Here is a 23859-nt window from a genome sequence, read left to right on the forward strand (position 1 = left end):
TTTGTGTCCATTCTTCGCGAAAGAATATTGTTATTGAATTATTTATTTTATTACTTTAATCCACTGTCCTTTAGTACGAGCTATATAATCGTTGTCATACATTGCTTCTACCTGTACTCCTGGTAAATAATATTCACCTAAATACGAAGCATTCACTAATACTCTAAATGTTTTGGTTTCGTACTTCTTCAAGGTAAAGTAGTTACTGATACTTGCATCTCGTATATCAGTATAATCTACTTTTGAAGATGTTGTATTGTTTCCAAAATCAGTAAAACGTGTATTCACGATTTCCCACCCTGAAGGAATGTATTGCGTTAATGCTACATTTTCAATCGTTTCACTTGTTGGATTCTTTACTGTAACTTCAGCTACAAAGTTGGTTCCTTGTGACAAGTTATCTGGAGTAATACGAGCCCCATCTTTTGTTTTGTATGTAATAGTGGTTTCTAAATTCTTTTGGAATACTTTTTCTTCACCTACTGGCAAAATTCCTTTGTTTAGTATACGTACATATAAAACACCATTGTTTTTGTTGGTTATTTTTAATGAATTTTCTTTTTGAATAGCTATTAAATCTTTTGCTAACAGCGATTTTGAAGTATTTGCTTTTCCTGAAGCCTTATTTAAGATATAACTTGCGTTAATTCCGTCACTACCTCCATTTTTCATAGCATATTGGCTCATTGCCAACAAACTATAGGCTGTAGTTTGTGTACTCATCCAACGCTCGCTTGATAGATTTTCAGCAATTTCTTTTGCTAATTTTATTGATTTTGTTTCATCGTCCAACAACATATAGGTTTCTAACGACATTGCTTTGTTTCTAGTTTCAGAACCATAGTTTGAATAATATCGTTTTGTATGGGTATAACCGGTTATTCCTTTTAAAATAGATTTTGCAATAGCCTTTTTACCTATTAAAGCATACGCACTTGCTAATCTCATTTTTGCTTCATCTGAAACTCCCATTGATTCTCGTAAACGGTTCATTGATGCTAAATCAGGACTATTTGCTAAGCTTAACGTGTATAACCTATATGCTTGTGATAAAGAGTTGTTGTAATAACGTGAGTTATTTCTCCAATTACGTGCTTGTTGCTTTTGATATCCTATCCATTTTGATTTGAATCCAATAGGTAACACATATCCTTTCTTCTCTGCTACTATCATAAAATGACCTGCATAAGACGTTCCCCAACTATCCGCGGTACTATTTCCTTGCCAGTACGACAATCCTCCATTAGATAATTGGAAATCTGATAAACGTTGAATTGCTGCTTTTATATTTCTTTCTGTTGAAGCTATCTTTTCTTTTGATAATTCAAATAATTCTGGTAAAAATAATTGTGGAAAGGCACTTGACGTAGTTTGCTCTACACAACCATGTGGATAACGAATTAAGTATCCCAAACGCTTGGTAAAGTTCATTGGTGGTAAGGTTGATAACTCTAACGTAGCTGCGTTCGTTCCTTTAGTACCAAAACTTGTAAAGTTAATCTCCCCTACTTCATTAGATTTCAATACGACATCTTTTACTTCAGTAGTTACTGGATTTGGATTTAACACATCTATTTCTACTTCGTAAGATGCTTTTTCTCTTCCTGAACTTGCGTCTATTTTTACTTTGCCAATTCCTTTAAAATCATTTACTTTCAAGGTGAAATACGCCATTTTTTCATCTGGCTGACTAAATGAAACGGTTTGCGTTTTATCTCCTACAATAGTATATGCTTCGTTTGGTTGTACTGTAACTTTTACATTTTTAATGTTTGGTTTCATTGCAAAAACAGTAACTGGTAAGGTAACAGTTTCTTGTGGTGTTATTTTACGAGGCAATGATGCTAAAATCATTACTGGTTTTCGTACAAAAGCTGTTTTTTCATCGCTACCGTACGCATCTTTTTTAGTATCAGTAGCCACCACCATAGCTCGAACAGATCCTACATATTTAGGTATTTTTATTTTATGTTCCTTACTGTCTCCTTTTTCTAAATCGAAAGGGCCTAAATACGCAACCATTGGTTTGAATCGATTCGCTTTTCGGTTTTTACTTCCTGCCTCTGCTTCATCTCCTCCAATACTTAATATTTGATTTACTTTTCCACCGTAAGCACCAATAACGTCATCAAAAATATCCCATGTTTTTACTCCTAAAGACTGACGTGCATAGAACACTCCCCAAGGGTTTGGTGTCTTAAAACGTGTTAAATCTAACAAACCTTCATCTACCAGTGCAATGGTATAAGTCATCGCCCTACCTTTTTCTTCTTTTACTCGAATGGTAGCTGTTGATTCTGGTCTTAACTCGTCCGCTAACTGAATTTTTGGTTCTAATTTGGTTGCAGGATTATGTACCAACATTGGTATTGAACCGTACATACGAATTGGTAAATCGTTTACTGTTTGACTATGTTTTTGTAACAATGAAATGTTTACAAATACATTTGGTGTATAACTCGCTTTTACTGGGAAACTAAACGATGTTTGTTGTGCTTGTGTTGGTATCCAGAAATGATCTAATACTTCTGTTCCGTTTTCTATGGTAATAAACGCTTTTCCTCCTTCTGAAGACGGAAACTTCACAGTTGCTTTTTCATCTACTTCATACGATTCTTTATCGGTTGTAAATATCAGCATCGTAGCGTTACTCTTATCTTGATTTCCTTTTTTCTTAGCATACCAAGAAGGCCAATCAAAATACACTACATTTGAGGTAACGTGCTTACTTTTTGAGTCTTTTACTTTTATCAAGTAACGTCCCCAATCGTTTTCATCAACCTTTAATTTAAAAGTTCCTTTACCACTTGCATTTGTTGTTACTTTCAGTTTTTTATACGGCTCATGGTAACGTGTACCATCATAACTAGACAATCCATTATCAGAAGTACTCCACCACCAACGCCATGATAATTTATATACATTTACTTCTAAAGTATTTGCTATTCCTACTCCTTCTTCGTTTACTGAAGCTACATTAAATGTATAGTTTTCATCTGTAAATAAATAGTTTTTAGATTGTGGTTCTTCAGCATCTTGTAACCCTGCATACGAAGTATACGGTGACACTTTATTAGAAAATACATCTGTACTAAAGTCTCCTCCATTTTCATACACTTTTGTAATAAAACTCGCTCTTAACATTCCTGGAGCTTTACTATCTAATTTAGGTTTTACCGAGAACTTAGTAGTTCCTTCGCTACTTAAACTTCCTTTTAGTACTTTAAACTCTTCTGTTCCAAATCGACGAGTTACATCATCAAAATTATAGTTTTTGAATTTTGAAAACTCCGTATTGGTTTGTGAGAATTTTCCGTTGATATCTAACTTTAATCCTCTTGCTATTGCTCCATGTAACCATTTTACTTCTACATTTCCTGTAATAGTTGAATTTGCTTTGATAAACTCTGCATCTGTAGCTAGTTTAATCTTTAATCGATTCGGTTTGATAGTTTCAACTTTTAATGTTTTGTTGAAAACAGCTCCACCAACACTTACACGTAACTTCCAATTCCCAGTAATAGCTTCTGGGTTTGTTGTAGGAGCGTATGTGTATACATTGTTTGATTTTTTTGGAAGTACTTTTCTATCGATTATTTTTCCTTGCGGATTTATTAATTCAAATTTTATTGGGTGTTCCTCTGGAATTGGATTCGCATTATCATTTAAAACAAAAGTTAAAAATAGTTGGTCTCCTGGTCGCCACACTCCACGCTCTCCATAAATATATCCTTTAATTCCTTCTTGTAATTTCACTCCAGAAACATCAAACTTACTCATTGAAAGCGCTTCACCGTCTTTCAATTTCACATAAGTTGTATTGTTGTTTTTAGTAACTACTGCAAAAAAGGCATTAGTAATATCAGAAAAAGAAACAATTCCTTCTTTATTTGTAGCTGCTGATGTAACTGGTTGTTTTTGTAAATTGTATAAAGTTACTTTAGCGCCTTCAATAACGTCAGTGGTAAGTATATCCGTAACTGCTACTACTATTTTATTATTGTTTCCCTTTTTAACTATAACACCAATATTTGTAGCTAAAATGTTTGTGCTAATATTTTTATTGTAGTAGTATGATGTTGTACAAGGATTTTCTCTATCTCTCCAACTATAATCATAATAATAGTCATCATAATAATTAGGATTATCATAACTTTTAGTATCTATTTCTTTTTTCCCAAAAACTATAGTTTTGGTTGAAACACCTTCAGCACATTTATAATTTGAATAGTCTTTATTGAATGAAAACTCAACTCTATACATTGCTCCATTCTCCACTTTTACTATATCTGCCAAATCAATAGCAAAAGCATTTTCTTTACTTAAATCTAATCCTTGATTGCCTAGGTTTACCGTGTATTTTGCTACTGGACGACCTACGTAACGTAAGTTTCCTTGGTTACTTAAATCATTATACTGTAAAAACTGTAGTACATTCTCTTTATAAATTTTATAAACAGTTGCATCTACGGCTTTTAAATTTACAGCACTAAAGTTTATTTTTAAGTTATTAGAATTTGGAAGTATTGATCCGCTTTTTATAAACTTTACAGCAGGTTTTAATTCTTCAAAATACACTGTTTTAATTGTATTTTCTTTTAAAGTATAACCATCTGCACTCTTTATTCCTTTGAATATTTCTATATCTACTTTTTGTGTAAATGATGATTTAGGATATACAGTTACTTTATTGCTTTTTATCTTATAAGTGAAAGCTCTTTTTTGAGTGTTTAAAAACTGAATTAATCCTTTTAAGTTTTGTGATTTTTGTAATGGGTCTGAAAAGTTTATTTCAATATGTTGCTTATCTGTATCAACAACTTCTACACTTAATACTTTAAAGTTGTTTTTCCCTGTTATCGTTACTTCTCTACTCCCTTTAGATTCTGATTGTACTGGAGCTCCTGTCCACTCTACTTTTAATTGTTTATCATCTTCAAAACGTTGTATACTATCTATTTTAAAATAGACTTTAGAACTTACTTTTCCTACAGTACTAAACTTTATAGGCTTTGTCTTTCCATTATAAGTCGCTTTTACTAAAGATGGTATTTTGTCTGTTTCAATAATATCACTAGCTGTCAACTCTCCCTCAACTGCATATAAGTTTTTATTATATACCGTCGGAGATTGTAAGGAAACGTTAAATAGTAACTCTTTAGTTTTTACATTTACTGTAAAATTCTCTAAATTTTCATCAATATCTTCGTATAATTTTGATAAGTGAAGCGTTATTAAGTATTCTTGATTACTTTTTAATTTTTCTGCAGGTACAAAAACTAACTCATTATCATTTAAAACTACTTCTCCTTTTATAGCAGGTTTGGTAGTAATAACTTCAGTTGCCTCAAAGTTTGTTGTTATTTTCTTTTTTAATACAAACTTTAAATTTGGGGTTACCGATATTAGTTTATCAGGAAAAACACTAATATACTCTCCAAACTCATTTACATTACTTTCTGTAGTAACTGCTTTTTTACACGAATTAGCAATAACCATTAAAAAGATTAGTGCAAAAACGCCAATAATTTTTCTCATTTTTTTTAGTAACTGTAATTTCATTTCCTTAGAAGTTTTATCTTTCTCTATTGTATCTAAAACTACTGAAAAATATTTTTAAAAGATTATCTATTTAGAATTTGTAGCAATTCATTTAGTATTCGTAACTCGAATCAATATTTTTTAAGCAATTTTCTTAAGAGATTTTTTTGGTAGCAAATTTACCATTTTTAGGGTATTTATTATGCAATTAGCGCTTATATTTTTTACTTTTACAACCTCAATTACACATTATGCTTGGATTACAATTTGACACAGAAACTTCATGGGTTGAAGTTGCTAAAAATGGATTAGAACAACTATTAACAGATCATGCTTTTGCTGAACAAAAAGCTGCTTCAAATGCTGTGTCAATTATTATCAATTACTCTGAAGAAACTGAACTTGTTAAAGATATGAGTGATATTGCCATTGAAGAAATGGAACATTTTAGAATGGTACATAACATAATGATAGAGCGGGGTATGGTTTTAGGACAAGCTACTAAAAATGACTATGCTTTAAAATTGCAAAAATTCTTCCCACATACCGGAAATAGAACTGAAGCTTTAATTCATCGACTTTTAGTTGCTGCTTTGATAGAGGCACGTAGTTGTGAGCGTTTTAAGGTTTTTGCTGATAATATGGAAGATGAACAATTATCTAAATTTTATTTGGATTTAATGGTTTCTGAAGCAAATCATTACACCTTATTTTTAGGGTATGCCCGTAAGTATATGGATCGTGAAATCGTTGATAAAAAATGGGAAGATTTATTGGCTTTCGAAGCCGAAATGATGCGAGAAAGAGGTAAAACTGCAAAAGTTCACGGATAGTGTTTAGCAAAGAAGAATCTGCTCGTTTACGCAAAGAGTTTTGGACAAGTTTTGGTAAGTCTTTTCCAAGAAAATGGTTGTTATACAATACCAAAATAAAAGGGTTTGCTTTTAAGTTTCAAGCGGATAGAAAAAAAGCTTCCGTTTGTTTAGATTTTGAACATCCTGAAGAAATAGCCAATGAACTACTTTATGATCAGCTACTTTCTTTAAAAAAAATACTGGAAAGTGAATATTTACCTGAAGTTATATTTGACGATAACTTTGAGCTAGATAATCACAAGATTATTCGTAGAATTTACGTCCCTTTTGATAAAAAATTCAGTATTCATAATAAAGATACTTGGCGAGATTGTTATGAGTTTTATGTTGAAGCTATGACACAGTTTGAATTGTTTTTTTATGAGTATGAAGACTTTATAAAACAGGCTATCTAGTCACAGGAAAAAGCCCCTTTTTATATAAAACACACATTATTAACTTGTTTTATATTAAGTTTTCGTTATATCTTTACAACGTTTTTGATTAACCCCTTAACCCCTATAATCATGAATAACTACCCCCTCAAGTTATTGGTGCTGTTTTGTGCACTAATAATAACATCTTGCTCTTCTAACGAAGCCGAGATAATTGACAGTACCCCAGAAATGTCAGCTAGCATCAATGAAAAACCGATAGAAGCAGACATCTTAGACCTAATTAACACTTATAGAGTTAATAATGGCTTTTCTTCACTAAGCAAGTTACAAACTATTAAGTCACAAACAAGCAATCATACTAACTATATGATTGAGAAAGACGAGGTTTCACACGACTTTTTTTACCAACGTAAAGAGTATTTAGCTGAAAATGCTGATGCTGTTAAAGTAGGTGAAAATGTAGCTTATGGTTATTCTACCGCAGAAGCTGTAGTTAATGCTTGGATTAAAAGCGATGGGCACAGAGAAAATATTGAAGGTGATTATACTCACTTTGAAGTTACTGCTGAAAAAAGTGCTAACGGTAAGTGGTATTACACTAATATTTTTGTAAAGAAATAGTGAAATTAAATAACCCCAATCCAATATGCGCATTGAATCGGGGCTAAAGAAAACTACTCTACGGGAGACTAATTACTTATTTTACTATTTATAATCATTCGTAATTATAAATTTTGATCGTCGGTTTTCTTGATGTTCCTCTTCTGTACAAGGAACACCATTAGAACATTTGTTTACTAATTGCTTTTCTCCGTAACCAATAGCGCTTTCTATCCTATTGGTATCTATACCTCTTGAGAAAATATAATCTCTAGTAGATTTAGCTCTCTTATCTGATAAAGTTTCATTATAACTATCACTTCCCCTACTATCGGTGTGAGCTTCAATTTTAATAATCATTTTCGGATGATTTTTTAACACACGTACTATATGTTCTAGCTCATAGGCTGCGTCTGGTCGAATATTCCACTTATCAAAATCAAAAAATATAGGGTCTATCACTATTTCGTTACCTATAATTAATGGTGTCAAATACAAGTCTATCTTTATATTTTTATTATCTTCATTTGTCGTTAATACATCTTTTAAATCATCTTTATAATCATTTTTTGAACCTCTAAGAACGTATTTCTTCCCACAGTTAACTTCAAAAAAGTATGAACCATCCTCTTTTGTAGTAATTGTTTCTACTACTTTTCCTGTAGTATCAACTAATTCTACTAGCGCATCTGATAACAGTTCATTTGTTCTTTTATCAAATACTTTTCCTGAAATAAACTGCTTACATTTTTCGAAACTATATATGTCATCATGCCCCTTTCCTCCTGGCCTATTTGATGAAAAATACCCAGTTTTATTATCTTCATTTAAAAAGAAGGCAAAATCATCATAACCACTATTAAAAGGTGCTCCTAAGTTTTTTACTTCTGATGAATTGTTATTTAATAAACTTGACTTATAAATATCTAACAATCCTAAATTTGCATATCCATCTGAAGAAAAATATAGCGTATAATCTTTTGCTACATAAGGAAACATTTCTCTACCAATGGTATTAATCTTATCTCCCATATTTACAGGGTCTCCATAAGTTCCATCAGGTAAAATGGCTACCTTATAAATATCCGTAAAACCATAACCTCCAGGTCTATCTGACGTAAAATATAGTGTTTTTTCATCTGGACTCAAGGCTGGATGTCCGCTTGAATAGATATCATCATTAAACGAAGGTTCTTCTATATTATCCCACTGACCATTTACTAGTGTAGCTTTATATATTTTTAAATGTGAAGTCCCTTCTTTATCATAATCTAACTTATCTCTTTTGTTTAAGTTATTTCTGGTAAAGTACATGGTAGTTCCATCTTTTGTAATAGCTACACTTGATTCATGAAAACTTGTGTTAATTTTTGAAGATGTAATCGGTACAACATCTTCTATCGTTTTTATTCCATTTTCTACATTTATTTTTGCTTCATATAAATCTAAATAAGGCTCATTATTCCATTCATAAATTTTACCATTATTATTTTTTGCTGATGAAAAAACAAATTTATTTCCTGTTACATAAGGTCCAAAATCAGAGTTTTTGGTATTAACTTCTAGATTGTAAATATTAATAGTATCGTTGTTTAAAGTCATGAGTTTCTCATAATCTTCTTTCGATAAACTTCCTTTAGCATCAGGTAATTTTTGTAGCCATTCATCTGCTTTTTCATATTCACCAATACTTCGTAATGATTGTACGTATCTATGAATATTTTCATTACTTAACCCTTCTTCACTTTCTGCAGCTAATTGATACCAATGGGCTGCTTTTTTTGAATCTGAGTTATTATAATAACAATCTCCAAGTCTTGCTAATGTATATGCGGTACTATCTCCTTTTTTCACTGCACTTTCATAAAACTCAGCTGCTTTTACATAAGCATAATCTCTAAAGAACTTATCAGCTACTCTTTTCTGAGAAAATGAATAAGAGAATGAAAAAATTAAGATTAAAAGTGTAATTTTTGTCTTCATAACTATGCTTTTTAAAAATATCTAGGAGATTTAACTCTATTTACTTTATGCAATTCAAACATTAACAATATTTCATGTGTTCCATTTGAATACTGATTAATGTCTGATAATGGGTGCTCATAAGCGTAACCTATTCGAAACTGACGAGATACTTGAAAATCTACCAAAGCTCCTAAAGCTCCTGTATCTTTATTTATCCTGTATGAGCCTCCTAACCAAAATTTTTCATTGAATAAAAAGTTTGCTGTGATATCATATGATACCGGAGCTCCATTAGTTGCTTTTATTAATGTAGCTGGCTTAAATTTTACATTATCACTCAAATCAAAAACATATCCTCCTGTTAAGTAATAACTTACTCTGTCTACAACTCCGTAATTAATTCCATTAATTTCTAAATCATTATGGTCTATATTTAATAACCTTGGGGCAGAAAGCCCTACATACCATTTGTTGGTATGTAGTAGCAATCCACTACCTATGTTTGGTTCCCATCTATTTTGAATTCCTGAAATTCCTGGATCTGATCCTTCGGCTGCTATCAAAGCATCATCAATATTGTATTGAGTAAACCCTGCTTTAAGTCCAAAGGCTAATTTAACGTCGTCATTAAGTTGAATGGTATATGAAAAGTCTCCATATAAATAGGTAAAGTTTTCATATCCTAATTGATCATTTATAAATGATAATCCTAATCCTATTTTATCATTTCTAAGTGGTGTGTGAATAGATAGTGTTTGTGTTTCTGGTGCTCTATCTAATCCCGCCCACTGACTTCTATGCAATCCAACAATACTCAACACTTGTCTACTTCCTGCATAGGCTGGATTAATAGAAATTGTATTGTACATATACTGTGTGAATTGTGGTAGCTGTTGTGATTGAACTGTTAAAACTGTTGTGAAAAACAGTACAATAACTGCTTGTAATAGTTTGTAATTATGGTTCATAGCTATAATATTATTTGGTTCCTAAGTAAATTGCTCCTGTAAATGGTTTTAACCCACTATTTTCTAATATTACAATGTAGTAATATGTACCGGCTGGTAGTCTTTCAGCTCCTCCAAACGTAGATCCGTCTGAAGTTCCGTTCCAATTATTTGCATAATTGCTAGATTCAAATACTTTGGCTCCCCAACGGTTAAATATTTGTACATTGGCTATGAATCCACAGGATTCTACTCCTGTAACTTCAAAAAATTCATTCCATGAATCTCCATTAGGGGTTACTGCTTTTGAGATTACCACATCTTCTTGTCCACATGGTAATACTATACAATCGTCGTTTATATTAATGGTAACTTTTGTTGCTATTAAACATCCATTATTTGGTGATGTATATGTAAATATGTAATCTCCTAAGTTTAATCCTGACGGATCAAAACTTCCATCATCAGATACTGTTACACTTCCTTGAGTTACTTCCCAAGTTCCATCTTCGCTTTGATTTGCTAAATAGTCATTCAAGTCAATTATTCCATCTTCGGTACATTTAGAATCTGCAACTTCAGTTACCGAGGTCTTTACCGTTACAGTAATATTTTGTACAAATTCAGCTGTATTACCACAATCATCTGCTACTGTCCATGTTCTTGTGATTGTATAATCACTATCACTTCCATCAAATGTGCTTGTCTCTTCAAAGTTTGTTTGTGTTACATTTGAAGAACAATTGTCTGTGAACTCTAAAGTTGGAACTTCAGGTACATTATCACACTCTATAGTTATATCTTCTAATGTTGACACCAAGGTCGGCGCTTCATTATCTTCTATTGTTATAACTTGAGTATGTGATGTGCTATTTCCTGCACAATCTTCTACTGTCCAAGTTCTTGTAATTGTATATTTTGATGCACATCCTTCTTCTTGTCCAGAAAGCTCTTCTAAATATACAACTGTTACTTCAGAATCACAATTATCTGTACCTGTTAATGTTACAGCTTCTGGAATTGCATCACAACTTACTGTTACATTCGTTGGTAAAGTCTCTACAAATTCTGGTGCGGTAGTATCTTCAACTGTTACTACTTGAGTGTGTGATGTGGTATTACCTGCACAATCTTGTACTGTCCAAGTTCTTGTAATCGTATACTCTGATGCACAGGCATCATCTTGTCCTGAAAACTCTTCTGTATAGTTTACAGTTACAGAGGCATCACAATTGTCGGTTGCGGTTAAAACTACTGCTGCTGGAATTGCGTCACAACTTACTGTTGTATCTGTTGGCAAAGTCTCTACAAATTCTGGTGCCGTAATATCTTCAACCGTTACTACTTGAGTATGTGATGTGGTATTACCTGCACAATCTTGTACTTCCCATGTTCTTGTAATCGTATACTCTGATGTACATTCATCGTCTTGTCCTGAAAATTCTTCTGAGTAATTTACAGTTACAGAAGTATCACAATTATCGGTTGCTGTTAAAACTACTGCCGCTGGAATTGAGTCACAACTTACTGTTGTATCTGTTGGCAAAGTCTCTACAAACTCTGGTGCGGTAGTATCTTCAACTGTTACTACTTGAGTATGTGATGTACTGTTACCTGCACAATCTTGAACTGCCCAAGTTCTTGTAATTGTATACTCTGATGCACATTCATCGTCTTGTCCTGCTAACTCTTCTGAATAATTTACAGTTACGGATGCATCACAGTTATCGGTTGCGATTAAAATTACTGCTACTGGAATTGCGTCACAACTTACTGTTGTATCTGCTGGTAATTCCTCTACAAATTCTGGTGCTACTGTGTCTTCAACTGTTACTACTTGAGTATGTAATGTACTATTACCTGCACAATCTTGAACTGCCCAAGTTCTTGTAATTGTATATACTGATGCACATTCATCATCTTGTCCTGTAAACTCTTCTGAGTAATTTACAGTTACGGATGCATCACAGTTATCGGTTGCTGTTAAAATTACCGCTGCTGGAACTGCATCACAACTTACCGTTGTATCTGCTGGTAATTCTTCTACAAATTCTGGTGCTACTGTGTCTTCTACTGTGATTACTTGGATATGAGTAGTCGTGTTTCCTGAACAATCTGATACTGTCCATTTTCTTGTAATCAAATATTCTGATCCACAAGCATCGTCATCTCCACTGGTTACTTCACTTGGAATTACTGTCACAGAAGCATCACAATTATCGGTTGCTGTTAAGGTTTCCATTACTGGAATGTTATCACAGCTTACCGTAATTTCTTCCGCTGGTAAAGTCTCTACAAACTCTGGCGCTGTAGTATCTTCTATAGTAATTACCTGAATGTGGGTAGTCGTGTTTCCTGAACAATCTGATACTGTCCATTTTCTTGTAATCAAATATTCTGATCCACAAGCATCGTCATCTCCACTGGTTACTTCACTTGGAATTACCGTTACTGAAGCATCACAATTATCGGTTGCTGTTAAAGTTTCCATCACTGGAATGTTATCACAACTTACCGTAATTTCTGCCGCTGGTAAAGTCTCTACAAATTCTGGTGCTACTGTATCTTCTACAGTAATTACCTGAATGTGGGTAGTCGTGTTTCCTGAACAATCTGATACGGTCCACTTTCTTGTTATCAAGTATTCTGATCCACAAGCATCGTCATCTCCACTGGTTACTTCACTTGGAATTACCGTTACTGAAGCATCACAATTATCTGTCGCTGTTAAGGTTTCCATCACTGGAATGTTATCACAACTTACCGTAATTTCTGCCGCTGGTAAAGTCTCTACAAATTCTGGTGCTACTGTATCTTCTACAGTAATTACCTGAATGTGGGTAGTCGTGTTTCCTGAACAATCTGATACGGTCCACTTTCTTGTTATCAAGTATTCTGATCCACAAGCATCGTCATCACCACTGGTTACTTCACTTAGAATTACCGTTACTGAAGCATCACAATTATCTGTCGCTGTTAAGGTTTCCATCACTGGAATGTTATCACAACTTACAGTAATTTCTGCCGCTGGTAAAGTCTCTACAAATTCTGGCGCTACTGTATCTTCTACTGTGATTACTTGGATATGTGTTGTTGTGTTTCCTGAACAATCTGATACTGTCCATTTTCTTGTAATCAAATATTCTGATCCACAAGCATCGTCATCTCCACTGGTTACTTCACTTGAAATTACTGTTACAGAAGCATCACAATTATCGGTCGCTGTTAAGGTTTCCATTGCTGGAATGTTATCACAACTTACGGTGATTTCTGCCGCTGGTAAAATCTCTACAAACTCTGGCGCTGTAGTATCTTCTACTGTAATTACCTGAATATGTGTTGTTGTGTTTCCTGAACAATCTGATACGGTCCATTTTCTTGTAATCAAATATTCTGATCCACAAGCATCGTCATCTCCACTGGTTACTTCGCTTGGAATTACCGTTACTGATGCATCACAATTATCTGTCGCTGTTAAAGTTTCCATTACTGGAATGTTATCACAACTTACAGTAATTTCTGCCGCTGGTAAAGTCTCTACAAACTCTGGTGCTACTGTGTCTTCTATGGTGAACTTAGCACTAGTTGTATTTACAGTGTTTCCACAAGCATCTTTTGCTGTAAAAACTACCTCTACTTCTCCTGTAAAACTACAGGTGTATGTTAAAGCTGTATAATTATTACTCCATGTTACAATACTACAATCATCTGTCGCTGTCGCTCCTCCATTAGTTGCTAACCAATTATTTAACTCTGCTATGTTTCCTGCTCCATCACACTCTACAGTTTTATCTGATGGTTGCTGAGTTATTGTGGGTGCTGTCTCATCTTTAATTAAATATCCTGCTATTGTAGTACTAAAGTTTCCACAAGCATCTGTTGCAGTAAAAGTTACTGTGATATAACTTCCATCACATTTTACAGAGGTATCATCTCCATAATTATTGGTCCATGTTACAGTACTACAGTTATCGGTTGCTGTAGCTCCTGCATTGCTATTTAACCAATCTTGTAACGTAGTTTCTGTATCTCCTACTCCACATTCTATATCTATATTATTTTTGTTTGTTTCGTCTATAATTGGTGCTGTATTGTCTTTAACTGTTATTGTTTGAACTTTTTCAGTTGTATTCCCGCAGTTATCAGTAAGACTCCATGTACGAGTAATTATTACTTCTCCTTCACAGGTTCCTGCCGATTCTACATCACTATAACTAGCATCTAAAGTTGTATCACAATTATCAGATTCATTGGTAACATCGCCAGTGATTCCAATACTAGCATCATAAGTACAATTATCATCTTTATAAATTGTAATATCTACTGGTACTGTAAAATCTGGGTTAGTAGTATCGGTTACTGTAATGGTTTGGGTATGACTTACCGTGTTACCACAGTTGTCGGTTGATTCCCATTGACGTACAATCTCTCCACAGCCGTCTACTACCGTATTGCTTACTTCGGTAAAGACTACATCTACTGCGCTATCACAGTTATCGGTTGCTGTGATGGTTGGTACTGCTGGTATGGCTTCACAGTCAACACTTACATCGGCTGGTTCTGCTGATAGTACGGGTGCAGTGGTATCAGTTACTGTAATGGTTTGGGTATGACTTACCGTGTTACCACAGTTGTCGGTTGATTCCCATTGACGTACAATCTCTCCACAGCCGTCTACTACCGTATTGCTTACTTCAGTAAAGACTACATCTACTACGCTATCACAGTTATCGGTTGCGGTAATGGTTTGTACTGATGGGATGGCTTCACAGTCGACACTTACATCGGCTGGTGTTGCTGATAATACAGGTGCAGTGGTATCGGTTACTGTAATGGTTTGGGTATGACTTACGGTGTTACCACAGTTGTCGGTTGATTCCCATTGACGTACAATCTCTCCACAGCCGTCTACTACCGTATTGTTTACTTCGGTAAAGACTACATCTACTGCGCTATCACAGTTATCGGTTGCGGTGATGGTTGGTACTGCTGGTATGGCTTCACAGTCGACACTTACATCGGCTGGTGTTGCTGATAGTACGGGTGCAGTGGTATCGGTTACTGTAATGGTTTGGGTATGACTTACCGTGTTACCACAATTATCGGTTGATTCCCATTGACGTACAATTTCTCCACAGCCGTCTACTACTGTATTGCTTACTTCAGTGAATACTACATCTACTACGCTATCACAGTTATCGGCTGCTGTGATGGTTGGTACTGCTGGTATGGCTTCACAGTCGACACTTACATCGGCTGGTGTTGCTGATAATACGGGTGCAGTGGTATCGGTTACTGTGATGGTTTGGGAATGACTTACCGTGTTACCACAGTTGTCGGTTGATTCCCATTGACGTACAATCTCTCCACAACCGTCTACTACCGTATTGCTTACTTCAGTGAATACTACATCTACTACGCTATCACAGTTATCGGTTGCGGTGATGGTTGGTACTGCTGGTATGGCTTCACAGTCGACACTTACATCGGCTGGTTCTGCTGATAATACGGGTGCAGTGGTATCGGTTACTGTGATGGTTTGGGTATGACTTACCGTGTTACCACAGTTATCGGTTGATTCCCATTGGCGTACAATCTCTCCACAACCGTCTACTACCGTATTGCTTACTTCAGTGAATACTACATCTACTACGCTATCACAGTTATCGGTTGCGGTGATGGTTGGTACTGCTGGTATGGCTTCACAGTCGACACTTACATCGGCTGGTTCTGCTGATAATACGGGTGCTGTAGTATCGGTTACTGTGATGGTTTGGGTATGACTTACCGTGTTACCACAGTTGTCGGTTGATTCCCATTGACGTACAATCTCTCCACAGCCGTCTACTACCGTATTGTTTACTTCGGTAAAGACTACATCTACTGCGCTATCACAGTTATCGGTTGCGGTGATGGTTGGTACTGCTGGTATGGCTTCACAGTCGACACTTACATCGGCTGGTGTTGCTGATAGTACGGGTGCAGTGGTATCGGTTACTGTAATGGTTTGGGTATGACTTACCGTGTTACCACAATTATCGGTTGATTCCCATTGACGTACAATTTCTCCACAGCCGTCTACTACTGTATTGCTTACTTCAGTGAATACTACATCTACTACGCTATCACAGTTATCGGCTGCTGTGATGGTTGGTACTGCTGGTATGGCTTCACAGTCGACACTTACATCGGCTGGTGTTGCTGATAATACGGGTGCAGTGGTATCGGTTACTGTGATGGTTTGGGAATGACTTACCGTGTTACCACAGTTGTCGGTTGATTCCCATTGACGTACAATCTCTCCACAACCGTCTACTACCGTATTGCTTACTTCAGTGAATACTACATCTACTACGCTATCACAGTTATCGGTTGCGGTGATGGTTGGTACTGCTGGTATGGCTTCACAGTCGACACTTACATCGGCTGGTTCTGCTGATAATACGGGTGCAGTGGTATCGGTTACTGTGATGGTTTGGGTATGACTTACCGTGTTACCACAGTTATCGGTTGATTCCCATTGGCGTACAATCTCTCCACAACCGTCTACTACCGTATTGCTTACTTCAGTGAATACTACATCTACTACGCTATCACAGTTATCGGTTGCGGTGATGGTTGGTACTGCTGGTATGGCTTCACAGTCGACACTTACATCGGCTGGTTCTGCTGATAATACGGGTGCTGTAGTATCGGTTACTGTGATGGTTTGGGTATGACTTACCGTGTTACCACAGTTATCGGTTGATTCCCATTGGCGTACGATTTCTCCACAGCCGTCTACTACTGTATTGCTTACTTCAGTGAATACTACATCTACTACGCTATCACAGTTATCGGTTGCGGTAATGGTTGGTACTGATGGGATGGCTTCACAGTCGACACTTACATCGGCTGGTGTTGCTGATAATACGGGTGCAGTGGTATCGGTTACTGTAATGGTTTGGGTAAATTGTCCACTTGTTCTTCCACAACTATCTGTAAATGTCCAAGTATTAGTATATGTTCCTATAACAGGACAATTAGTTGTTGAAGCCTCAAAACTTCCAGGTATTTTGGTTATTGTTAAATCACAACTAGCCTCTGGCTTAAGTAATTGTGCTGCAGCTAGGGCAGCACCATCGTCACAAAACACTGTTCTATCTAATGAACCGACTGTAGTTGTCCAATTAGCCTCGTCAGGTTGGTTAATACTTATCTCATTAGGTAAATTATCTCCTATACCACAAGAATCAACTGATTTAGAACTTAAAGTAGTTTGTGTACTATTATTTTCTTCTCCTGCATAAGTTGCTACTAATTGCATTTGAAATTTATCGGAACACATTTCTTCTAGAAAATAACATTGTTCTTTTACTTTCACCTGAAAACTTAAACTATATGGTGTATCTCCTACATCTGTAATTCCATCAATAGCATTAAAGGTTAATAATCTAGTTGTCGTATTATAGCTATAAGTAACTCCAAAAGGTAACCCTGTTATTGGTTCTATTAAATCTACTTCTTGAGGTATTGTTGTTTCTATTTTTAAGTCTTTTACATTGTCATTACCATTGTTTTCTATATTGACTGAAAAACTAACAGTGTCTTCTACACTACTAGTATTTGTTGAGCTTGATAATATTAATGGTGCTAAATCTGGTTTCCAAACATCAACAGATAAACCTATTAAAAAGAGTCCGTATGTTTCTTGGTTTGATGTTAATCTTATTGTCGCAGAAGTTTGATTGTTAGCTATTATACTGTTTCCTGGATTACTAAGAGCAAATACATCTGCATCAAATCCCAAAGTATTAGTACTAGCTGGATTTCTATCTATAAAGTTACTTCCATTTTTAGCTATTCTACTATTAAAAAAATTGCTTGCACTCCTTAAACTATATGATAAATCTACCCAATTGTTACTGGTATTTTTTATTTGTAACCTGTCTCCTGATAAATCTCTATCTCCTTCTAAAGCACCTATTACTACATCTACATCTACATCTCCTGTTGGTACTGTTTGAAAGCCACTAAATCCAATTTCAAAATTATTAACACTACTTGTAACATGGGCGTAACCATCAAAAAGCGATATATTTTTTGCTGGTAAAGTGGGGCTTTCATATACAAATACTATTTGCCAACCTCCAGAAGTTCCTGTATTTCCTCCACCATGTGAAGTCAAACTTCCTTCCTTTGCCCTAACATTAGCTACTTGATAAGTCCCATAGGGTGTTGCCAAAGCTTTTACTTCATTTGTGATGTCTTTAAAACAAATATATGGGTCATTAACAAAGTGACCTACCTCGTCTCTTCCTCTATAAATAACATCATCGGCTGTTATAGTTGTATAACCTAAACTTCCTGGTAATTGCAATTTTATTTTATTGTAATCCCAGTTTGGTTCATCAGAAGGGTCGTCCTCTTCTTTATCAGCTGCTGCCCAGTATAAATATGCTTTTTTTATACTTAAACAACTAACTGTTGGCTCTGGATTAGATAAATTTGCACTACTTGAATTGAATGTACTTGCATCGTTATCTATATCAACAAAAACGTTATTACTAAAGTCATGGTTTCCATCATTTCCTGTATAGCTTGTTGTTTTATTTCTTGATAAAACGTTATTCGCTATTAATGTTACATTTCCTTTAACTGCTTCTGAAAATCTTGGTTGAAACCCTTTTTTTATTTGAGCTTCTAATCTTCCTCCAGCAACGAGAAAAACCACTATAAAAAGTAAAATAAAACTAGTAATTTTTTTCATGTTCTCTAAGTTTTTAATAATAACAATCTTATCTAAATAGTCTAATTGTCATTACTTTGATTGGGTATGTATGTTTTTATAGTAATCTTACTAGAGACTGCTGCTTTTTGCATTGACATTTGCTCTTGAAGGTCATTTACTAGAAACTCTACACAATTCCAACTTCCTAAGTTGATATTGTAAGGTTTAGTAATTTTTAAATAAAGTGCTTTACTTCTTTTAGGTAGTACTTTAAATGCTCCTGTAATAGGTTTCTTTTTTTCATCCAGTAATGAGTACTCTAATACAGTTTCTATATTCTTTTGATTATTACAAGGTATGTTATTTATAGAAAAACGATACCTTTTTTCTACTGAGCTATTATTCTTAATTTTTAATTTATGTATGTGTACTCTTTCATAGTCTGGTTTTTCACTATGAGAAATTACTGAAAGTTCAGTTAAACCTTGTGACCATAGAGTTAAACCACTGAATAAAAAGAATAAATACAATAATTTTTGAATAGTATTTTTTTTCATATCACTTGTTTTTAATTATTATACTACTAATACAAACAATCAAAGATTGTATATCTAACCTTAGGTGGGGTGGTATAAAATGGGGTAGGGTAATTAAGGGTTATGCATTTTGAGCATTACTAGAATGTAATACTATAAACACACAAGAATCTACAATAAAAATTTTTTGAGGAAACTAAAATAATACTGAATGGGTATAGTAGTATTATTCTATAGGGATTAACGTTTTTTAAGTTCTAAAAACTGTTATATCAAAAGTAGTACTTATTTTTAGGTAAAAAAAATGAAATGTTAAAAAAGGGGTTTTTCCCTTATACTCTTACAGGTAAAAAAATATGTTCATTGTATTTCATTATACTTCCTTTTTAATTAGGTAATTTTGCAGTATGATACAAAACGATACAATTATTGCTTTAGCAACACCAGCAGGGGTTGGTGCTATCGCCGTTATTAGACTTTCAGGAGAAAAATCAATAAAAATTGTAGATTCATTTTTCACTTCTGTAAAGAAAAATAAGTCATTATTAAATCAGAAATCCCATACCCTACATTTAGGGCATATTGTAAATAATGGAGTGGTTATTGATCAAGTTCTAGTGTCTATTTTTAAAAACCCACATTCTTATACAGGTGAAGACGTCGTAGAAATATCATGTCATGGTTCTAGTTTCATTCAACAAGAAATTATTCAGCTTTTTTTACAAAATGGTTGTAGAATGGCCGATAATGGTGAATTTACCATGCGTGCCTTTTTAAATGGTAAAATGGATTTATCGCAAGCGGAAGCTGTGGCTGATGTGATTGCTTCTAACTCTGCTGCTTCTCATCAAATGGCTATTCAACAAATGCGTGGGGGTATTACCAATGAACTAAAAGAATTAAGAGCTCAACTACTAGATTTTGCAGCTTTAATTGAGTTAGAACTCGATTTTTCTGGTGAAGATGTAGAGTTTGCTGATAGAACCAAGTTTAAAGAATTAGTAGCTAAAATTTCTGCTGTTCTAAAACGATTGATTGATTCTTTTGCTTTTGGAAATGCTATGAAAAATGGTATTCCTGTAGCTATTATAGGAGAACCAAACGTTGGTAAATCTACTTTATTAAACGCCTTACTAAACGAAGAAAAAGCTATTGTATCTGATATTGCTGGTACTACTCGTGATGCGATTGAAGACGAATTAATTATTGATGGTGTTGTTTTCCGTTTTATAGATACTGCAGGAATTAGAGAAACTGAAGATGTTGTTGAAAACATCGGTATCAAAAAAGCATATGAAAAAGCAGAAAACGCACAATTAATTATATTTTTAATTGACTCCAATAAGTATATACATTCTAAAGACTTATTTTTAGAGGAAATTGAGACTATACACCAACGTTTTCCAAACAAACGTTTATTGGTAATCGCCAATAAAATAGACACCTTGTCATGTCACGATTCATCTATTTTACAATCAGAAATTGAAAATTTAATTTTACTTTCTGCAAAACAAAATATTGGAGTTGACGAGTTAAAACAAGAACTTATTTCATTAGTCAATACTGGAGCTTTGAGTAATAATGAAACCATTGTTACCAACTCTCGTCATTTTGAAGCGTTGACTTTAGCTTTGGAAAGTATCAATTCTGTTAAAAATGGTATTGAGTTAGATATTTCTTCTGATTTATTTGCCATAGATATTCGTGAGTGCTTACGTCATTTAGGAAATATTACTGGTGAATATGATGTAGATAAGGATATTTTAGGTCACATTTTCGGGAACTTCTGTATCGGGAAATAGATTTTCCTTTAGTAGGATTTTATTTTATCTAAAAGTAGTATAACAATCTAAATATTATTATTTTATACTACTCTGATAAAGAATTATAAATCACTGGCATTTGTCCTTTCCATTTAGCCCAAGCTTTATCATCTGTAATTAGATTTGCCATAAAATGAGCTACATTAATCCGACTTGTTTTACCTGCATCAAAAATGGCATCTCTAATAGGTGAAGGATAGATTTCATATTTAGAAACATTATCACTATTGGTTAAGTTATCAGGTCTAACTGCCACCCATTCAATAAAACTATTGTTTTGACCAATTTCTGTTCTTAAATAATCAGCCGCAGCTTCATTATCGACATGAGGAGGCAATAACAAGCGAAGTAGAGAAACAACTAGTCTATGTTTAAACGAAAGAGGTTCTTTCAGGTCTCTATTACGATTACCTGCTGTGTTCATAAGTACAAACTTAATGGAGTTATTGGGAGCGTTTTCCTTAATAGCATTGCAAATTAAACGCACAGCATCTGTTACCAGTTTTCTTGGTTGACCATATACGCCTTTCCAGCTTAAATTGTGACCTATGCAAGAGGCAACAGCATTACAACCTGAAACAATTTTATTTATTTCTTCATTGTTTAACTGTAAAACACTTGCTTCTATGACTACTATATTGTTATTGCTTTTCCATGAGTTAGGGATTTTATTGATATCTCTTACAATAATTTTAATATTAGATTTTTTTATTAGAAGTTGTTCAACCAGTTGTTTTCCTGTAGCGCCGCTAGCACCCAATACTAAAGTAGTCATGCTTTATTGGTATGGTTATAATTGTAGATTGTCTATTTTATTATCAGTTAAATGTTGAATATTCTGGGTTATTTTTTCAACTTCCCAATTCCACCATTCTAACTTTAATAACTTTTTTATTTCCTCTTCTGAAAATCTTTTTCTAATTGTTTTAGCAGGATTCCCGCCTACAATGGTATAAGGCTCAATATTTTTTGTAACCACTGCTCTACTTGCAATAATCGCTCCATCTCCAATAGTAACTCCAGGCATTATGGTTGCTCCATATCCTACCCAAACATCATTACCAACAACAGTATTTCCTTTGTAAGGATATTCTTTACCCTCCATAGCTGAAGACCAATCTTCACCAAAAATAGCGAAAGGATAACTTGATATAGACTTACTAAGGTGATTAGCTCCATTCATAATAAATGTAACATCTGACGCTATCATACAAAATTTACCTATGATTAACTTGTCTCCTGTAAAGTCAAAAAGATATTTAACGTTCTTTTCAAAATTCTCAACGGTTTCAAAGTCATCATAATATGTATAATCACCAACAATAATATTGGGATTCTTAATAACATTCTTTAAGAAACAGAGTTTATTATAGTTCTTTAAAGGGAATTTATTATTCTTATCAGGTACTTTCATACTTAGCTTTTATTTTGAAATAATTAAAAAGGTAAGCGACTTTTATTCAGAACTCATGTTAGAATCATGGCTTTGCACGATTACCCAACTTTCATTTTGTTTTTGCACGGTTGCCGTCCAAAAGAAGCGTTTTTTCATTTCGGGCTTTTCCTTTAGTTTAAATTTTAGTTTAACTTGAAGTGTAAACACCACTACATCTTGAGATAAAACATAAGCATTCCAACTTTCAATGGTGTTTTGTAACTCTTCCACATAAGGACCTATTTCGCTATATGATTTTTTTAAATCATTTAAAGAACTTTTTATTCCATCGTTAATGTAAAAGGCATTAGGATCATCTGAGTAATGATTTAACCCAGATTTGAAATCTAAGTTGTTAGAGTATTCAAACACTTGTTCTATGACTTTATAAGAAGAATTTATAATTTCTTCTTTTTTTACGGGATTTAATGTTTCCACTTTACATGATTGATTTAAAATTAGTAAGCTTAAAAAAAGGAATATACTTTTTTTCATTTTTACATTGATTTTTTGTTATCGGTAAACCAAGTTTATTCAGATCTGTCGAAACTACTAGAATCTCTAATAACTTTTATGTCTTTCATTTTCTAGAACTTAATTTAAAGGTATTTCTTATAAATTTCACATACCAGTTCCATTTCGTATGTACTTTAATTTTATTGAAATTATTTTCAATTTTATCTAAACAATCTTCTAATAATGCATTATGTAAAGAACGAATAGCAAATAACCAAATTATAGTACCAGTACCCTTAGTATTCATTTCAATTATATGAGTGACTTGGGTTTGATTATTTTGAATTTCTTTGATTTCGAATCTGTGAGTTCCTATAAAACCAGAAGGCTTCGTAAAACGAAATTGAATGAGTTCTTTTGGGTTGTATTTCTCAACTGTGTAACGAATAGGGCCATGATCTCCTGAAGCTCCTCCCTTAATTCCTTCTTTAAAAATCATTCGAGGCTATTTTTCTACAGGCCAAACTTTATCATTTTTACCTGAAAGAGTGTCAAATAATTCGGTTATTTTTTCAATAGGAATGCTATAAGTTC

The 23859-nt window shown here is 34.1% G+C and carries 13 protein-coding genes; 4 read left to right on the top strand and 9 right to left on the bottom strand.

The genetic code is table 11. The annotated features are described in order from the left end of the window. Positions 1-42 precede the first annotated feature (42 nt). Positions 43-5538, bottom strand: a complete 5496-nt coding sequence (locus D6T69_RS10835; RefSeq protein ID WP_240628302.1) for an alpha-2-macroglobulin family protein — start codon at positions 5536-5538, stop codon at positions 43-45. Positions 5539-5792: 254 nt separating this feature from the next. On the opposite strand from D6T69_RS10835, the gene miaE reads away from it, so the two are divergent. The 3 genes from miaE to D6T69_RS10850 all read left to right on the top strand — a co-directional run bounded on the left by miaE (position 5793) and on the right by D6T69_RS10850 (position 7414). Beyond that, positions 5793-6374 carry a tRNA-(ms[2]io[6]A)-hydroxylase gene (gene miaE, locus D6T69_RS10840; protein ID WP_125067749.1) on the top strand — a complete coding sequence of 194 codons (582 nt, stop codon included), beginning with the start codon at positions 5793-5795 and terminating at the stop codon, positions 6372-6374. Continuing rightward, positions 6374-6811, top strand: coding sequence for a DUF4268 domain-containing protein (locus tag D6T69_RS10845; protein WP_125067750.1), 438 nt, complete (start codon positions 6374-6376; stop codon positions 6809-6811). Before miaE ends, D6T69_RS10845 begins: the two co-directional genes overlap by 1 nt. A gap of 111 nt (positions 6812-6922) precedes the next feature. Then, positions 6923-7414, top strand: a complete 492-nt coding sequence (locus tag D6T69_RS10850; RefSeq protein WP_164506718.1) for a CAP domain-containing protein — start codon at positions 6923-6925, stop codon at positions 7412-7414. Between the two features lie 84 nt (positions 7415-7498). Here the strand turns inward: D6T69_RS10850 and D6T69_RS10855 are convergent, their stop codons facing one another. From D6T69_RS10855 to D6T69_RS10870, 4 genes are read right to left on the bottom strand one after another with little or no spacing between them, the layout of a single operon-like run. Continuing rightward, entirely contained in the window at positions 7499-9376 is a 1878-nt protein-coding gene (locus tag D6T69_RS10855; RefSeq protein WP_125067751.1) for an OmpA family protein, read from the bottom strand. 11 nt (positions 9377-9387) lie between these two features. Then, the gene (locus D6T69_RS10860; RefSeq protein ID WP_125067752.1) at positions 9388-10326 is read right to left on the bottom strand and encodes a PorP/SprF family type IX secretion system membrane protein; all 939 of its coding nucleotides are present in this window, start codon (positions 10324-10326) and stop codon (positions 9388-9390) included. A gap of 10 nt (positions 10327-10336) precedes the next feature. Beyond that, positions 10337-19054, bottom strand: coding sequence for a gliding motility-associated C-terminal domain-containing protein (locus D6T69_RS10865; RefSeq protein WP_125067753.1), 8718 nt, complete (start codon positions 19052-19054; stop codon positions 10337-10339). A 41-nt stretch (positions 19055-19095) separates the two neighbouring features. Further along, positions 19096-19572, bottom strand: a complete 477-nt coding sequence (locus tag D6T69_RS10870; RefSeq protein WP_125067754.1) for a hypothetical protein — start codon at positions 19570-19572, stop codon at positions 19096-19098. A 386-nt stretch (positions 19573-19958) separates the two neighbouring features. Here D6T69_RS10870 and mnmE point away from each other — a divergent pair, with 386 nt between their 5' ends. Then, positions 19959-21353: a tRNA uridine-5-carboxymethylaminomethyl(34) synthesis GTPase MnmE gene (mnmE, locus tag D6T69_RS10875; protein WP_125067755.1), complete on the top strand. Its 1395-nt coding sequence runs from the start codon at positions 19959-19961 to the stop codon at positions 21351-21353. A gap of 67 nt (positions 21354-21420) precedes the next feature. Here the strand turns inward: mnmE and D6T69_RS10880 are convergent, their stop codons facing one another. From D6T69_RS10880 to D6T69_RS10895, 4 genes are all read right to left on the bottom strand, one after another. After that, positions 21421-22149: an NAD(P)-dependent oxidoreductase gene (locus D6T69_RS10880; RefSeq protein WP_125067756.1), complete on the bottom strand. Its 729-nt coding sequence runs from the start codon at positions 22147-22149 to the stop codon at positions 21421-21423. Between the two features lie 15 nt (positions 22150-22164). Next, the gene (locus D6T69_RS10885; protein WP_125067757.1) at positions 22165-22788 is read right to left on the bottom strand and encodes a CatB-related O-acetyltransferase; all 624 of its coding nucleotides are present in this window, start codon (positions 22786-22788) and stop codon (positions 22165-22167) included. Between the two features lie 42 nt (positions 22789-22830). Continuing rightward, positions 22831-23304 carry a nuclear transport factor 2 family protein gene (locus tag D6T69_RS10890; protein ID WP_125067758.1) on the bottom strand — a complete coding sequence of 158 codons (474 nt, stop codon included), beginning with the start codon at positions 23302-23304 and terminating at the stop codon, positions 22831-22833. Positions 23305-23389: 85 nt separating this feature from the next. Further along, entirely contained in the window at positions 23390-23764 is a 375-nt protein-coding gene (locus D6T69_RS10895) for a hypothetical protein (RefSeq protein ID WP_125067759.1), read from the bottom strand. Positions 23765-23859 lie beyond the last annotated feature (95 nt).

Origin of the sequence: Tenacibaculum singaporense (assembly GCF_003867015.1) — a bacterium.
Classification (GTDB): domain Bacteria; phylum Bacteroidota; class Bacteroidia; order Flavobacteriales; family Flavobacteriaceae; genus Polaribacter; species Polaribacter singaporensis.

Excerpts from the sequence above, each read along its gene's own strand:
- D6T69_RS10880 (WP_125067756.1), bottom strand. The coding sequence starts at position 22,149 with ATGACTACTTTAGTATTGGGTGCTAGCGGCGCTACAGGAAAACAACTG.
- D6T69_RS10860 (WP_125067752.1), bottom strand. The coding sequence starts at position 10,326 with ATGAACCATAATTACAAACTATTACAAGCAGTTATTGTACTGTTTTTC.
- D6T69_RS10850 (WP_164506718.1), top strand. The coding sequence starts at position 6,923 with ATGAATAACTACCCCCTCAAGTTATTGGTGCTGTTTTGTGCACTAATA.
- D6T69_RS10865 (WP_125067753.1), bottom strand. The coding sequence starts at position 19,054 with ATGAAAAAAATTACTAGTTTTATTTTACTTTTTATAGTGGTTTTTCTC.
- D6T69_RS10870 (WP_125067754.1), bottom strand. The coding sequence starts at position 19,572 with ATGAAAAAAAATACTATTCAAAAATTATTGTATTTATTCTTTTTATTC.
- D6T69_RS10855 (WP_125067751.1), bottom strand. The coding sequence starts at position 9,376 with ATGAAGACAAAAATTACACTTTTAATCTTAATTTTTTCATTCTCTTAT.
- D6T69_RS10890 (WP_125067758.1), bottom strand. The coding sequence starts at position 23,304 with ATGAAAAAAAGTATATTCCTTTTTTTAAGCTTACTAATTTTAAATCAA.
- D6T69_RS10835 (WP_240628302.1), bottom strand. The coding sequence starts at position 5,538 with ATGAGAAAAATTATTGGCGTTTTTGCACTAATCTTTTTAATGGTTATT.
- D6T69_RS10885 (WP_125067757.1), bottom strand. The coding sequence starts at position 22,788 with ATGAAAGTACCTGATAAGAATAATAAATTCCCTTTAAAGAACTATAAT.
- mnmE (WP_125067755.1), top strand. The coding sequence starts at position 19,959 with ATGATACAAAACGATACAATTATTGCTTTAGCAACACCAGCAGGGGTT.
- D6T69_RS10895 (WP_125067759.1), bottom strand. The coding sequence starts at position 23,764 with ATGATTTTTAAAGAAGGAATTAAGGGAGGAGCTTCAGGAGATCATGGC.
- miaE (WP_125067749.1), top strand. The coding sequence starts at position 5,793 with ATGCTTGGATTACAATTTGACACAGAAACTTCATGGGTTGAAGTTGCT.